This is a genomic window from Sulfitobacter sp. G5_S2_6_S6 (assembly GCF_054968505.1).
In genome coordinates, this window is record NZ_JBQKUI010000007.1 from 25,972 (window position 1) to 40,942 (window position 14,971).

Genomic DNA, 14,971 nt, shown 5'->3' on the forward strand with positions numbered 1-14,971 from the left:
ACCGACGGCCAAGGCCGCCGGTCTATGGTATCAGCTGACAGTCACGTCGACGGCATGTGCCCGCCATCCGTTGTTGCCATAACCGCGTTCGTTTGGCGGAAAGTTCTCTGGCTGGGCGTCGCCTGCGGCATTGGTTGCCCGGCTTGCCAGCATATGCGTGCCTTCCGTCAGATCGGTGATCAGCACAAAGGGCCGCCACGCGTAGGGGCCCAGGTCAGGGCCCAGAAACTGCGCATCGGCCCAGGTCTGCCCGCCGTCGGTGGAAACTTCGACTTTCTCAAGCCCGCTGACACCGCCCATGGCGACGCCGTGAATCTGCACCTTGCCCGTTGCGGCATCCACCAGCGGCCCGGTGATCCATGATTTCACCGACATCTCGTACATGGAGGGTTGCGAGGGATCACCTTTTTCGCCGACAGGGCGGACGCGGTAGCCGGTCTGCTGGATCTTATTGGGCGATTCCTCGACCGTCAGGGCCAACCGTTTGAGATACTTGATATTGTTGACCCCGTAGTAGCCCGGGATAATCAGCCGCAGGGGGCCACCGTGCGCCAGCGGCACGGGTTCGCCGTTCATCTCCCACGCGAGGATCGCGCGATCCATCGCAGCCTTGGGGACAGAGCGTTCAACCTGGATCGATTCAGGCGGGAGCCCTTGGGGAATGTCCTCTCCGCCGGTGCCGGTCAGATACACGGCATCCGCATCGGCGCCGCCCATTGCGTCAATAACGGCGCGCACGGGCACGCCTGTCCACACGACATTGCCCGCCGCCCCGACGGACCACTGCGACCCGCTCGTCTCGTGATCGAAGAAAGCGCGCCCGTTGCCCGAGCATTGCAGCACGCACACGACCGTTTCGACGCCAAGCGTTTTCAACGCACCGACGGTCATCTTGCCAGGGTTTGCAACACCGTCGATCTCGACCTCCCAGGCATCGCGGTCGGCAACGATCTTGTCCGAGGGGGCGGGCAAGTTGTTGCGGATGTAAAGTTCGGTTGTGGGGGTGATCAGCTCTGACCCCTGTGCGGCGCGTTTCGTCTCGAGCGTCTGCTTGGAATGGACGATCATGTCCTCGGCGTCTTTCCAAGCGACGTAATCCGGCAAAGGCTCTGCGCCTGATTGTGCCAAAGCCGGTGCCCCGACCGCGACGGCTGCCATCGTGCCTGCCGATCCGATCAAAAAGTGCCGACGCTTAACGTTTTCAATGACTTTCATGTCTTCCTCCCGTGGTTCCGGGCCTTTGCTCTGCATCGTGGGCAAAGGCTCTATGACCAAGTGACGTCCGGGGGGTGCGGTTTATTCCCGCGTGACAAAATAACTTTCGATAAAGTTTGGGGGCGCCCGCTGGATCGGTGCCCGTTCGCGCAGGCCCGCTGTATCCAGCGGTGTGGCAGAACTCGGGTCTGTCGCCTAGCGGGAGCCGTTGTGTTGTATTGGGGGTGCTCCTCTTGGCTGTCTTGCGGTTGGTAGGCTCAGGTCGGGTTTAGGCGTTCCCGCGGACAGGTTTGTCGTTGTTGATTGTGAATATCATCCCGTCGAGAAGTTCATCCAGATCGGGGCGCGCCGCCGGGCCGTTAGAGATGGCTATGATCTGCGTTGTGCCGTCGGGGCGCAGGCAGAAAATACCGGGCTCTGCAAAGCGACGGTCGGTTTCCTGCGAAGACAGCGGGTCGCTGACGTAAAGCCCCATGGCGCGCATGTCACTCTCTTGCAGGTCGTAGCCGATGTCGAAGGTCCACCCGAAGCGCGCGACATCATCGCTGACTTTCTCCAGCGGGTCGGCCGAGACGCATTTCACCGCAAAGCCCGCGTCTTCCCACTTTGCATAGTTGTGTTCCAGCTTGCTCAGGTAGGTCTTGCAGCGTCCGCAATGCTTGCCACGGTATACAATGAGCAGCGTCCAGCCGTCGGTCGCGCCGCCCACCGTCATGGTGCCGCCGCCGAATTTAGGCACCTCGAACACGGGGAAGGCGGTGCCCGCCTGCAGTTTGGTTGTCTGGTTGGAATGCGAATTTGTCATCTATCTACCTCTTCCTATGTGTTGGCCCGCCCGTGCAGCAGGGGCGAAATTTCCGTCGCCTTACTCGTCTCTTCGCAGACCTTAAGCCCTTTAAAATTCTAAATTTTTGGGTCAGCGCAGTGAAGATCAAAACGACAAGGTCAGGCGCGTCCCCATTAAAACTCGAAAAATAGTACTTGTAAATATTTGTAAGTTATGTGATCACTTTTGCAATAATTTGTCTTTGGGAGGAAACAAATATGAAACTGAATAAAATCATCACCCGTGGTGCCTTTGCGATTGCCGCGGCATCGACGCTGGCTGTCATGCCCGTGACGGCGCAGGCAAAAGACTGGCGCGGCTGGAATATCCACGTCGAGGATTACCCCGTATCGCACGGTATGGAAGCCTTCATGGAAGAGGTCACCGAAAAGACAGGGGGCGAGATCAAGGGCAAGGTGTTCCACGCTGGCGTTCTTGGCTCGCAGCCCGATGCGATTGAACAGCTGCGTCTCGGGATCATGGATTTTGGCGTCTTCAGCCTTGGGCCGATGGGTCAGGCCGTGCCTGCGACCAACGTCGTGTCCTTGCCCTTCGTGTTCAAAAGCGTGCCACAGATGTATGAGCTGATGGACGGCGAACCCGGGGCCGCACTTGGGGAAGCGCTAGAGGAAAAGGGGATCGTCCCCCTTGGTTACTATGACGCCGGCGCGCGGTCTTTCTATAACTCGGTCAAGCCGATCAATACGCCCGAAGACGTGCAAGGCATGAAAGTGCGCGTGATGAACAACGACCTGTTCGTCGGCATGATCGAATCCATGGGCGGCAACGCCACCCCGATGGCCTTTGCGGAAGTCTACCAGTCGATCAAGACCGGCGTTGTGGACGGGGCAGAGAACAACCCGCCGTCTTATGAATCCACCAGCCACTTCGAGGTCGCGAAATACTATTCGTTGACCCAGCACCTGATCATTCCCGAATGCCTGTGCATGAGCAAAAAGACCTTTGACGGTCTGACACCAGAACAGCAGGAAATCGTGAAAACCGCCGGTAAAAACTCCACCGATCTGCAGCGCAAGCTCTGGGGCGAACGCGAGGCGGCGTCGATGAAGATCATCATGGACGGTGGCGTCGAAGTGAACGAGATCGCCGACAAATCGGCGTTCCAGGAAGCGATGGTGCCCGTCTACGAAAAGTATCTGGCGGCCAATCCAGAGATGACGGATCTCGTCAATCTGTTCCGCAACGCTGACTGATCAGCGCGGCCGGACAATCGTGCGCCCTGTTGTAACGGGGCGCACCCCTTCTCTCACAAAGGAATAGGGCCGTGGAACACGCACCCCTCTGGATGAAGCATACCGAGCGTGCGCTCGACGGGCTGAGTTTTCTTTGCATGCTCGCGGCCTCTATCGCCATCGTCGTGCTGATCGCGACCTTCGGCTGGCTGGTGTTCGGGCGCTATGTCTTGAACGTCACACCGACATGGGTCGAACAGCTGGCGCTTTTGCTGATCTGCTATGTGACCTATCTGGGCGCGGCGGTCGGGATCCACGAGAACACACATCTCGGGGTGACGCTATTCCGCGACATGATGGGCTGGCGTGTCAGTAATCTCCTGAAGCTCGTCATTGATATCGTCCTTGCCGGTTTCGGCCTGATCATGCTGGTCGCAAGTATTGAACTGGTGAAATTCGGGTGGAGCACAATGCTCCCCATGCTGAACATCCCTGAAAGCTTCCGGTCCTTGTCGGCTGCGATGTGCGGCGGGCTTGTCTTTATATTTGCCGGGCTGCGCGCGGTGTTTCGGATCGCCTGTTTTCTGCGCGGTATCCCTTATCATGAAAAAGGTCTGTTTTAATCATGGGTCTGACAATCCTTCTTGGCATTTTCGGTGTCTCCGTCGTGATCGGTATCCCCGTCGCCTTTGCAATGGGTATCGCAGCCCTGACCGCGTTCTGGTACGAAGGTTTCCCGCTGCTGATCACCTTTCAACGGTCGGTTTCCGGCATCTCTGTCTTCTCGCTGCTGGCGATCCCGTTCTTCGTTTTCGCAGGCGAGCTGATGCTGCACGGCGGTATCGCCATGCGTCTGGTCAAGTTCGCCTCGGCCCTTGTGGGTCACGTTCGCGGCGGTCTGGCATCGGTGAACATCTTTTCCAGCATGTTGTTCGGCGGGATTTCGGGATCGGCTGTGGCTGATATCTCGGCGCTCGGGTCTATTCTGATCCCTGTCATGAAGGAACGGGGCTATCATTCCGACTACGCGGTGAACGTGACCGTTACATCATCGATTGCGGGCATCGTCATCCCGCCCAGCCACAATATGATTATCTTTGCGGTGGCCGCTGGCGGGGGGATCTCTATCTCGAAGCTGTTCCTCGCGGGGGTGGTGCCTGGCATGCTGATGTGTCTGTGCCTTGCGGTGGCGGCCTATGTCATTGCGATCAAACGCAACTATCCGGCGGAGCCCTTCCCCGGCTGGCGTGCGGTCGGCGTTGCATCGCTGCATGCCCTGCCGGGCCTGGTGACGGCTGTGATTATCGTGGGCGGGGTGCTGTCGGGTATTTTCACCGTGACTGAATCCGGTGCCTTCGGTGCGATCTATGCGCTGCTGCTGACCTATTTCGTCTATCGCAGCCTTGACTGGAACGGGTTCAAGACCGCTGTCGTCTCTGCCGTGCGCACAACGGCGATGGTCATGGTGCTGATCGGTTTTGCCAGTTCATTCGCCTATCTTCTGGCGCTGTATCAGGTGCCCGAAAAGCTGAGCAGCTTCATGCTTGGCATCTCGGAAGAAAAGATCGCCGTTCTGCTGATGATCAACATCATGCTGCTGGTGCTGGGGATGATCATGGATATGGCCGCGCTGATCCTGATCTGCACCCCGATCTTCCTGCCCATTGTGCGCGATCTTGGCATGGACCCCACCCAGTTCGGGATCATGCTGCTGGTCAACCTCGGGCTTGGTCTGTGCACGCCCCCCGTAGGCACCTGCCTGTTCGTCGGCTGTGCCGTCGGCAGGGTCAAGATCGAGGAAACGCTCAGGACCATATGGCCCTTCTATCTGGCCATTCTGATGGCGCTCTTGCTGGTCACATATGTCCCCGCGGTGTCGCTGTTCCTGCCCTCATTGCTTGAATGAGCCGACCTTTTTAACGCCTTTCAAAACGCCCGAAATACCATAGTAGAAAGTATTCACCATGACTGAACCGACGCCAGAACTCCTTGAAAAGCTCATGCATGTCAGCACGGCAACGCTGACCACCGCATTGTTCAAGCGCGGCTTTCGTAACGTCTTTATTCAGGGGCCTTACCGTATGAACCCCGGGCCGAATATGGTCGGGCCGGCCTATACCCTGCGCTATATTCCCGCGCGCGAGGATCTGGACGGGCTAGAGTCTTTTGCGGACCGTGCCAACCCGCAGCGCAAGGGCGTAGAGGAATGCCCCCCGGGGTCCGTCTTCATGATCGACTCGCGGCGCGATTCAACGGCGGCGTCGGCGGGGTGTATTCTGGCCACCCGGTTGATGAAGCGCGGCTGCAAGGGGATCGTCACCGACGGGGGATTCCGCGACACGCCCGAGATTTCGGCGCTCGAGATGCCCGCCTATCACACCCGCCCCAGTGCGCCGACAAACCTGACCAAACACCACGCCGTCGCGATCAATGATCCTATCGCATGTGGCGGTGTTTCCGTCTTTCCGGGTGATATTATCGTGGGCGACAATGAAGGCGTCGTTTGCATCCCCAAGCATCTGGTGGCAGAAATAGCGTCAGAAACCGAAGAGATGACCGTTTTCGAAGACTTCGTTCTGGAAATGGTGCAAAATGGTGCTTCGATTTTTGGGCTTTACCCACCGACAGATCCGGCAACGAAGGACGAATTCAAAGCATGGCGGGAACAAAACAACCGGTAGCAGGCGCAGATGCGAGCCGTTCCGCCATGGGCAAGCCCGCCAAGGAACGCACGCTCGCGGATCACGCCTACGAGAAAATCCTCGCGATGATCTCCAGCGGGGAGACTGCGGTCGGGGATAAGCTGCCGACCGAACACGCCATGAGCGAGATGCTGGAGGTGTCCCGGCCGGTGCTGCGTCAAGCGCTCAAGCAACTGCGCGAAGACGGCGTGGTCGTGTCGCGGCAGGGGTCCGGGTCATTCGTGCAGCGCCGCCCCGATACGGCGGTGCTGACCTTTGCGCCCGTGGGGTCCATCGCTGATATCCAGCGCACCTTCGAATTCCGCGCCGCGATCGAGGGGGAGGCGGCGTTCCTTGCCGCCGTGCGCCATACAGAAGCGGATCTGGCCAAGCTGCGCGCGCATTTCAAGGAGCTGGACCGCTGCATTCGCGAAGGGGAGTTGGGCGTCGAAGCAGACGAGGCCTTTCATCAGGCGATCTGCGAGGCGTCCGGCAACCAGTATTTCGCAACTGCGCGCACCTCGATGAAGTCGAACATCCTGACCGGCCTTAACCTGACGCGGAACCTGTCGCTCAGCAAACCGCGCGAGCGGATGGAGCTTGTCCAGCAAGAACACCGCCGCATCCTCGCCGCGATCATTGCGCGGGATCAGGCCGAAGCCCGCGCCGCCATGCGCGCCCATGTCGAGAATGCAAAGAACCGTGTGTTCGAAGGCTAACCGCTTACTCTAGCGGCAGCCCGTGGGCCGCCATGAAATCATCCCGCCGCGGTGCAAAACTGTCGAGCAGTTTCCCCGCTTGCAAGCACAGGCAGGAATGTTCGACGTTCGACGGGATAATCAAGGCATCGCCGGGGTTCAGGATCTGCGTGTCGCCCCCAACGGTGAATTCGAACTGGCCAGAGGACACGAAGGTCGTCTGCACATGGGGATGCGAATGGGGCACGCCGACGCCGTCCTTTTCGAACATGAACTCTACCATCATCAGCGCTTTGTCCTGACACAAGATGCGCCGCTGCGCGCCGGGGCCCGAGGTCATCCAGCCCTGTGATGTGTCTGCTGTGGTGTCCATTGGTATGCCTCCCTCAGGCTTTAATCAGATGTAATAATTTGTAACTATTTTTGGATGTTGTCAACAGATTTGGGTGAGAGGTGTGCCGTAGGCCGCAGCGATTTTCATCGGGTTTTGTGCTTGATATGACGCATATTCTACTGTTTTCTCGGGCTTTTCCGCTGGGGTCAAAGACCTTCACGACTTACCAATCTCCATATTTGTAATAATTTGTATTGTCGCGCCCTGAGGTTTGCCCTAAGCAAGGGGACGGATAATGCAGTTGTTGGGCGTGCATCGCCGCCCTTGAACCCCATTGTGCATCGAAGGGAGACGCGGAGAGCACTGCTCGGTCAGGTTCCTCCGCAGAATTTTATATTCAGGAGACGATCATGGACCTCAAAGGGAAAACCGCAATTGTAACCGGCGGTGGCCGCGATATCGGCCGCGCCTGCGTGCTTGAGCTCGCGGCGCGGGGCGCGAATGTGGCGATCAACTATATGGCAAGTTCTAAAGGGGCCGACAGCGCCGTCGCCGAAATCAAGGCGGCGGGCGGGAATGCCTTCGCGCTGCAGGGCGATATGACCAAAGAGGCCGATGTTGCCGCGTTGGTAGAAAAGACCGTCAAGGAATTCGGACAGGTCGATACGCTGGTCCACGTCACCGGCGGGCTGGTCGCGCGGGTCACCATGTCGGAGATGACGCTGGATCACTGGCAGTCGGTCATGGACGTGAACCTGACATCCTTTGTGCTGATGGTACGCGAATGTCTGCCCCATATGACCGAAGGATCGTCGATTGTCGGGCTCGCGTCGCAGGCCGGTCGCGATGGCGGCGGGCCCGGAGCCTCGGCTTACGGCGCATCCAAGGGGGCGCTGATGACGCTGACGCGGGGTCTGGCGAAAGAGCTGGGTCCGAAAATCCGCGTGAATTCGCTTTGCCCGGGGATGATCGATACCGATTTCCACAACATCTTTACCAAACCCGAAGTGCGCACCCATGTGGCCAATGTCTCGCCCGTGAAACGCGAGGGAACTTCGGAAGATGTGGCCAAGCTGGCGGTGTTCCTTGCGTCGGATGATGCGGCGTTCATCACAGGTGCCAACGTCGATATCAACGGCGGCATGCTGTTTTCCTGACAACGACACGACCGGCGGCTGCGGATGCACGCGGCCGCCGGATTTTTGACAGAAGCTAAAGGAAACGCAGCATGGAACTGATGGGCAAACACCTGATCGCAGGCGAATGGACCGGCGCGGCAGAGCAATTATCATCCGACCCCGCCGAAGGGGAGCCACGGATTTTCGCCGCCGGCACCGTTGATCTGGTAGACCGCGCCGCGCAGGCTGCCGAGGATGCGTTTGACGCCTACAGCGCCACCACAGCGCAGGATCGCGCGGCCTTCCTGAATGCGATCGCGGATGAGGTTGACGCCCGTATCGACACATTGGCCCTGATCGGCGCCCAGGAAACCGGCCTGCCAGACGCACGTTTGCGCGGTGAAACAGGGCGCACCTCCGGTCAGCTGCGCATGTTCGCGACGCATATCCTTGAAGGCAAGTTTCTGGACGCGCGCCATGATGCGGCCCTGCCGGATCGCACGCCTTTGCCGCGATCTGATTTGCGGATGTTCCAGCGCCCGATTGGCCCGGTTGCGGTCTTTGGGGCGTCGAACTTCCCGCTCGCTTTTTCGACGGCAGGCGGGGATACGGCGTCGGCCTTGGCGGCGGGCTGTCCGGTGGTTGTCAGGGGGCACCACGCGCACCCCGGCACGGCAGAGGTCGTGGCCGCAGCGATTGCCGCCGCCATTACAGCTTGCGACATGCCCGCGGGAGTATTCTCGTTGATCCAGGGGGGCGGGCTAGAGGTCGGGCAGGCGCTGGTGCAGCATCCGTTGATCAAGGCCGTGGGCTTTACCGGATCACTGCGCGGCGGAAGGGCGCTGTTTGATCTATGTGCACAACGGCCCGAACCCATTCCGTTTTTTGGCGAGCTGGGGTCGATCAATCCGGTCTTTGTATTGCCCGCCGCAGCCTCCGCCCGTGGCGCAGAGATCGGGGCGGGGTGGGCCGCGTCGCTGACGATGGGGGCAGGGCAGTTCTGCACGAACCCGGGCGTGGTGGTGATCACTGACGGCCCCGGTGCCGATGCCTTCCGCGATGCCGCCGTCGCCGCCTTGCACGAAAGCCCTGCCCAAACAACGCTGACTGCGGGGATCGCCGATGCCTATTTCGACGGGCGTGATCGTATCGCGCGCGCGGGGTGTACGCGCGCGCTCGTCTCTTCGGATCGGGGCGAGGCGCGTGGTGTCACCCCCGCTGTCTTCGAGGTCTCTGGCACCGATTGGCTGAACAGCGACGCGCTGGCGCATGAGGTCTTCGGGCCGCTTGGCATTATCGTGCGCGTGGCCGATGCGGATGAGATGGCCGCGGTCGCCAAAGGGCTAGACGGGCAGCTGACCTGCACATTGCAAATGGACGCGGGCGATACCGCTGCCTCCAAGGCCTTGATGCCGGTGTTAGAGCGCAAGGCGGGGCGGATATTGGCCAACGGCTTTCCCACGGGCGTGGAGGTCAGCGGCGCGATGGTCCACGGCGGGCCCTATCCCGCGTCGACCAACTTTGGCGCGACCTCGGTCGGGACGCTGGCGATCCGCCGTTTCCTGCGCCCTGTCTGTTACCAAGACCTGCCGGCAGAGCTGCTGCCGGTCGTTTGACCCTGTGCGGGGCAGCGTCGCTTGGGGGTAAGCCGCTGATAAACCTGGGATATACAAATAGTTACAAATAAACTTGACGCATTACAAATATTGACGACATATTTCACGTCAGGGAGAATCTGGTCAGGCACGTATCTGGTCAGACAACAATCAGGGAGGACTACCATGTCATTTTTTACCAAGACAGCACAGCTTGTTTCGGGTGCCGCCGTTGCTGCGACGCTCTTTACCGCGACCGCGCAGGCCGAGACGGTTCTGCGGGGGGCCAGCATGTTCGACGAGGAACATGCCTTTACCAAAACACTGCGTAAATTCGAGGAACTGGTCGGCGAGAAGTACGACGGCGATGTGACGTTTGACTTACGTCTGAACGGCGAGCTTGGCGTCGAAAGCGACTACGTCACCTTCCTGAACCAGGGTGTGGCGATCGACTATACGATCCTTGCGCCGTCCAATATGGCCAAGTTCGCCCCGTCCATCCCGCTGATGGACATGCCGTTCCTGTTCCGCGATCTGGATCACTGGAATGCGGTCCTGTCCAGCGATGTGCTTGCGCCGCTGGAGGACGAGCTGCTGGAGAAAGCCGATATCAAGATCGTGGGCTACACCGGCGGGGGCACGCGCAATCTGCTGTCGAAAAACCCTGTTGTGACCTTTGATGATCTGAAGGGCCACAAGATGCGGGTCATGGGCGCGCCGATCCAGGCGCAGATCTTCCAGGCGTTGACGGCGGCCCCGTCGGCGATTGCCTATAACGAGGTTTACAACGCCATCCAGACCGGTGTCATCGCAGGGTTCGAGAACGAGGCCGCGAGCATTCAGAACCTCAAGTTCTACGAGGTGGCCCCGAACCTGACGCTCACGCGCCATTCGATCACCGTGCGCCCCATCGTGATGAGCGGCAAGACCTTCAACAGCCTGCCCGCAGACCTGCAGGCCGCCGTGCTTGAAGCAGGCGAAGAGGCAGGGGCCTATGGCCGCGAGCTGGAATCGCGCGAGGACGGCGTAAAGCTGCAAGAGATGGTCGATGCCGGTCAGCTGACCGTGTCCGAATTCGAAAACCGCGACAAGATGCTGGAAATGGTCAAGCCGGTGCAGGATGCCTATGCCGCCGAGATCGGTGCATCGGACCTGCTTGAAGCGGTCCGCGCCAAGTAATCCCCGCGGATGCCCCCCTTGGGTTCTTGTGACCCGAGGGGGATTTTATTTTCACTCAAGTTGATCGGTAAGCACATGATCCTGCGTGGTCTGGAACTGCTCGCATCCTTGCTCCGCTTCGTTGTGGGGGTGCTGATGTTTTCACTGGCGATCCCCGTCGGCCTGCAGGTCATCGCGCGCTACACCGGGGTGATCCCCGTCTATTTATGGACCGAAGAACTGGCCACGTTCATCTTTGTATGGGTGGTCATGCTCGGGTCTGCCCTGGCGGTGTGGGAGGGGACGCATTTCGACGTTCAGGTCATCCCCGGCGCCAAGCATCCGCTGCTGGCGTTCTTGCAGCAAGCGCTGGTGCTTGGGCTGGTCGCGGGGTTTGCGCTGTTGTTCGCATGGTACGGCATTGATTACGCCAAGTTCGGGGGCAACCAGACGTCGGTCATGATGCGGGCAAATCTGATGTTCACGCATATCTCTGTCCCGATCGCCGGTGTGCTTTGGGCGGTCTTTGCCCTTTACCGTTTGTATCAAGCATTTGCGGTCTACCGCACAGAGGGGCGGGCCGTATCATGATCGTTTCAACGGGCCTTGCCTGTCTTATTCTTGTGGGCGGTTTCATCCTGCTGGTGGCGTTGCGGGTGCCGGTCGCCTTTGCCTTGGGGATCGCGACAATTCCGATTGTGATGCTGGATATCCGGCTGACGCCCTTCATTGTCATCGACCGGATGTTCCAGTCGTATAACTCGTTCATCCTGCTTGCCGTGCCGTTCTTTCTGCTGGCGGCGAACCTGATGAATTCGGGGTTGATCACGCAAAAGCTGATTGATTTTGCCCGCGTGCTGACCGGCTGGATGCCCGGAGGGTTGGGGCATGTGAATGTCGCCGTATCGATGCTGTTTGCCGGTATCTCGGGGTCGTCCACAGCGGATGCGGCGGGCTGCGGCAAGATCCTGATCCCCGCGATGGTCAAAGAAGGCTATGACACCCGTTTTGCCATCGCGATCACGGCCTGTTCGTCCGTGATGGGGGTGATCATTCCGCCCAGTATCCTCATGGTGGTCTGGGGCGGGGTCATGCAGATTTCGGTCGGTGCGCTGTTTCTGGCGGGGGCCATTCCCGGCTTGCTGATCGGTTTTGCCCTGATGGCGACGGTCTATGGCTATGCCAAGAAATACGACTACCCCGTCACTCTGCGGCCCACATTCGGGCAGTTCTGGTCGGCGTTCAAAGGCGCGGCGCTGGCGATGCTGACCCCGGTTCTGGTGATCGGCGGCATCGTGGGGGGCATTGTGACCCCCACCGAAAGCGCGATCATCGCGGCGGGCTATGCGTTGATCCTTGGGGTTTTCGTCTATCGTACCGTGTCGGTGCGGGATTTGGGCGGCATCTTTTATGACACGGGCCGTTTTGCGTCGATCTCGCTTTTTGCGATCGGGACGGCTTCGGCTTTTGGCTGGATGCTGGCGTTCTACAACGTGCCGCGTTTGATCGTGGACGTGCTGACCGCGCACGAGCTTGGCGTCATTGGCACGTCGCTGATCATCGCGGCGCTGTTCCTGTTTTTCGGTCTGTTCATCGATGCGATCCCGACCATTATCATTCTGGGAACGGTGCTTTTGCCCGTGGCGCGTGCGGCGGGGATTGATCCGGTGGCCTTTGCGATCATCGGGATCATCTCGCTGGCCTTTGGTCTGGTGACGCCGCCCTATGGCTTGTGTCTGCTGATCTCTGCGTCGATCGGGGGGATGAATGTGGTCAAGGTGCTGCGGGATGTCTGCATCATTCTGGCCCCGATGCTGGTGATCTTGTTGCTGGTCATTCTCTTTCCTCAGATCGCCCTGTGGCTGCCGCGCACGCTCATGCCGATGTCATTCCAATGACCCGTCGGCGCAGACATCTGATCGAATAGGATACCCCATGAAAGAAACATGGCGCTGGTTTGGCCCCACTGATCCGGTCACGCTTACCCATATCAAGCAGGCCGGCGCGTCGGGCATTGTGACCGCTTTGCACGACTACGCCCCCGGCGAGGTCTGGCCGCTAAGGGATATCACGGCCCTTCAGGCGCGGATCGAGGAGGCCGGCCTGAGCTGGGATGTGTGCGAGTCGATCTGGATGCCGGATGCGATCAAGCTGAAGGGTGCCGGTGCCACGGCAGAGATCGCGGCATGGATCGAGACGATGCGCAATCTGGCGCGCGCGGGCGTCAAGACGATCTGCTACAACTTCATGCCGCTGCTGGACTGGACCCGCACCGATCTGCGCTTCGAGATCGACGGGCAGGGGCAGGCCTTGCGTTTTGACATGGTGGATTTCGTGGTGTTCGACATGCATATCCTTGCACGCCCGAACGCCCAGGCCGACCACGCCCCCGATCTGCTGGCCGCGGCGCAGATGCGGTGGGGGCATATGACAAAGCCCGAGATCGCCGCGTTAGAGGCGAATATCATCGCAGGGCTCCCCGGTAGCGCCAAAGGGTTTACGCGGGCGGATCTGCTGGCGGGCATAGAAAGTTTCGCATCCCTGTCGCACCGCGACCTTCAAGCCAATCTGGCCGCGTTCCTAAGTGTCGTCGTGCCACAGGCAGAGGCCTTGGGGGTGCGGCTTGCCATCCATCCCGATGATCCGCCGTTTCCGCTTTTCGGTTTGCCGCGCTGCGTTTCGACCGCGCAGGATCTGGCGTTTATTCTTGACGCGGTGCCGAGCGCTGCGAACGGGCTGACCTTCTGTACCGGATCACTGGGGGCCCGCGCGGATAATGATCTGCCCGACATGGCCCGCCGCTTTGGCGCGCATATCCACTTTGCCCATTTGCGCAATGTGCAGCGCGAGGGGGATGGCAGCTTTCATGAAGCCGCAGCGCTTGGGGGGAGCACCGATATGATTGCGGTCCTCGCGGCCCTGCGCGCGGCAGAACAGGGGCAGCCCGCCCGCGCTATCCCCATGCGGCCGGATCACGGTCACCTGCTGGCATTCGAACAGCAGCAGAAAACAAATCCGGGCTATTCCTATCTGGGGCGGCTCAAAGGATTGGCGGAGCTACGAGGCGCCTTGGCCGCGCTGGACCATTCAGCCACCGGATCAAACCACGCAAGGCAGGTGCAATGACCTCACTTCTTGGCATCGGCGAATGCATGATCGAGTTGTCGTCGGCGGGCGATGACCTGTGGCGGCAACGATTTTCCGGCGATGTGTTCAACGCCCTGTGGTACGCGCGGGCGCATTCCGCCGATGATGCGGATGTCGCCTTTCACACCGCTGTTGGCACGGACCCTATGTCGGACCAGATGCTGGCCTTTATCCGGTCGGGTGGGATCCGCTGCGCGGAGACGCCGCGCATCGCCGATCGGCGCCCCGGTCTGTATACGATCCAGCTGAACGGGGCCGAGCGCAGCTTTACCTATTGGCGCGATACATCGGCGGCGCAGATGATGGTGCGCCACCCCGGCCCGCTTTGGCGCGATGTGGCAGGGGCGGATGTGGTCTATTTCTCGGGCATCACGCTGGCGATCCTGCCGCCCGACGACCTAGAGACACTCCTGGCCGGTTTGGTAGAGCATAAAAAGCAAGGCGGGCTTTTGGCGTTTGATCCGAATATCCGGCCTCACCTCTGGGCGGATAAAGACCGGATGCTTGATGTTATATCGCGGGCCGCGGGGCTGAGCGATCTTGTAATGCCAAGTTTCGATGATGAAACAACGGCCTTTGGTGACCGGACCCCGCAGGACAGCGCGAAACGTTATGCCGATCTGGGGGCCGGGCATGTTGTGGTCAAGAACGGGCCTGCGGATACGATCCACCTGCAGGACGGCCAGTTGACGGCTTTCCCCGTGGCCCCGGTCGGGGACATTATCGATACGACAGCCGCCGGAGATTCCTTTAACGGTGCCTATATTGCGTGCCTTCTGCGCGGCTTGCCGACCGAGGACGCTATATCGGCCGCGCAGAGATGTGCGGGGCAGGTGATCAGGCATAAGGGTGCCATTATCTCGCGCAATGATCTGGGGCTGGTCTGACATAGCGCGCGCACCCGCCGATAGATTGCCCCCTAAAATGCCCGCCAAGCCCGTGCCGCATTTGATCTAGATCAAGGCGCCGCCCCTGCCGCCATGAGAACCGTGTCCCGAAATAAAGG

General features: G+C 60.0%; 15 protein-coding genes. 12 read left to right on the top strand and 3 right to left on the bottom strand.

Annotation, left to right across the window (positions count from 1 at the left end):
• Positions 1-30: 30 nt before the first annotated feature.
• On the bottom strand, positions 31-1,215 hold the full coding sequence (gene sorT / locus ACTRWK_RS12325; RefSeq protein WP_260005617.1) for a SorT family sulfite dehydrogenase catalytic subunit: 1,185 nt from the start codon (positions 1,213-1,215) through the stop codon (positions 31-33).
• Between the two features lie 268 nt (positions 1,216-1,483).
• Positions 1,484-2,020, bottom strand: coding sequence for a redoxin domain-containing protein (locus ACTRWK_RS12330; RefSeq protein WP_289082144.1), 537 nt, complete (start codon positions 2,018-2,020; stop codon positions 1,484-1,486).
• Positions 2,021-2,259: 239 nt separating this feature from the next.
• Here ACTRWK_RS12330 and ACTRWK_RS12335 point away from each other — a divergent pair, with 239 nt between their 5' ends.
• From ACTRWK_RS12335 to ACTRWK_RS12355, 5 genes are all read left to right on the top strand, one after another.
• Positions 2,260-3,255: a TRAP transporter substrate-binding protein gene (locus ACTRWK_RS12335; RefSeq protein ID WP_005848957.1), complete on the top strand. Its 996-nt coding sequence runs from the start codon at positions 2,260-2,262 to the stop codon at positions 3,253-3,255.
• 71 nt (positions 3,256-3,326) lie between these two features.
• Positions 3,327-3,857, top strand: coding sequence for a TRAP transporter small permease (locus ACTRWK_RS12340; RefSeq protein WP_235183697.1), 531 nt, complete (start codon positions 3,327-3,329; stop codon positions 3,855-3,857).
• A 2-nt stretch (positions 3,858-3,859) separates the two neighbouring features.
• Positions 3,860-5,140 (top strand): TRAP transporter large permease, encoded by a 1,281-nt coding sequence (locus tag ACTRWK_RS12345; protein WP_005848953.1) that lies wholly within the window; start codon positions 3,860-3,862, stop codon positions 5,138-5,140.
• A 58-nt stretch (positions 5,141-5,198) separates the two neighbouring features.
• Entirely contained in the window at positions 5,199-5,915 is a 717-nt protein-coding gene (locus ACTRWK_RS12350) for a ribonuclease activity regulator RraA (protein ID WP_005848951.1), read from the top strand.
• The gene (locus ACTRWK_RS12355) at positions 5,891-6,634 is read left to right on the top strand and encodes a FadR/GntR family transcriptional regulator (protein ID WP_050752188.1); all 744 of its coding nucleotides are present in this window, start codon (positions 5,891-5,893) and stop codon (positions 6,632-6,634) included. Before ACTRWK_RS12350 ends, ACTRWK_RS12355 begins: the two co-directional genes overlap by 25 nt.
• 4 nt (positions 6,635-6,638) lie before the next feature.
• Here ACTRWK_RS12355 and ACTRWK_RS12360 read toward each other — a convergent pair whose 3' ends face one another.
• Complete coding sequence (locus tag ACTRWK_RS12360) at positions 6,639-6,986, bottom strand: cupin domain-containing protein (protein WP_180829428.1); 348 nt, start codon at positions 6,984-6,986, stop codon at positions 6,639-6,641.
• 371 nt (positions 6,987-7,357) lie between these two features.
• Between ACTRWK_RS12360 and ACTRWK_RS12365 the strand changes: the two genes are divergently transcribed.
• From ACTRWK_RS12365 to ACTRWK_RS12395, 7 genes are all read left to right on the top strand, one after another.
• A complete protein-coding gene (locus tag ACTRWK_RS12365; RefSeq protein WP_180829426.1) occupies positions 7,358-8,104 on the top strand; it encodes an SDR family NAD(P)-dependent oxidoreductase in 747 nt (248 codons plus the stop codon).
• Between the two features lie 71 nt (positions 8,105-8,175).
• Positions 8,176-9,681, top strand: a complete 1,506-nt coding sequence (locus ACTRWK_RS12370; RefSeq protein ID WP_289082145.1) for an aldehyde dehydrogenase (NADP(+)) — start codon at positions 8,176-8,178, stop codon at positions 9,679-9,681.
• Between the two features lie 165 nt (positions 9,682-9,846).
• Positions 9,847-10,839, top strand: a complete 993-nt coding sequence (locus tag ACTRWK_RS12375; protein WP_180829422.1) for a TRAP transporter substrate-binding protein — start codon at positions 9,847-9,849, stop codon at positions 10,837-10,839.
• 75 nt (positions 10,840-10,914) lie between these two features.
• The gene (locus ACTRWK_RS12380; RefSeq protein ID WP_005848940.1) at positions 10,915-11,409 is read left to right on the top strand and encodes a TRAP transporter small permease; all 495 of its coding nucleotides are present in this window, start codon (positions 10,915-10,917) and stop codon (positions 11,407-11,409) included.
• Positions 11,406-12,716: a TRAP transporter large permease gene (locus tag ACTRWK_RS12385; RefSeq protein WP_132998002.1), complete on the top strand. Its 1,311-nt coding sequence runs from the start codon at positions 11,406-11,408 to the stop codon at positions 12,714-12,716. Before ACTRWK_RS12380 ends, ACTRWK_RS12385 begins: the two co-directional genes overlap by 4 nt.
• A gap of 37 nt (positions 12,717-12,753) precedes the next feature.
• Positions 12,754-13,944: a mannonate dehydratase gene (gene uxuA, locus ACTRWK_RS12390; RefSeq protein WP_289082146.1), complete on the top strand. Its 1,191-nt coding sequence runs from the start codon at positions 12,754-12,756 to the stop codon at positions 13,942-13,944.
• The gene (locus tag ACTRWK_RS12395) at positions 13,941-14,852 is read left to right on the top strand and encodes a sugar kinase (RefSeq protein WP_289082147.1); all 912 of its coding nucleotides are present in this window, start codon (positions 13,941-13,943) and stop codon (positions 14,850-14,852) included. The genes uxuA and ACTRWK_RS12395 overlap by 4 nt, the downstream gene beginning before the upstream one ends.
• The last annotated feature ends 119 nt before the right edge of the window (positions 14,853-14,971 follow it).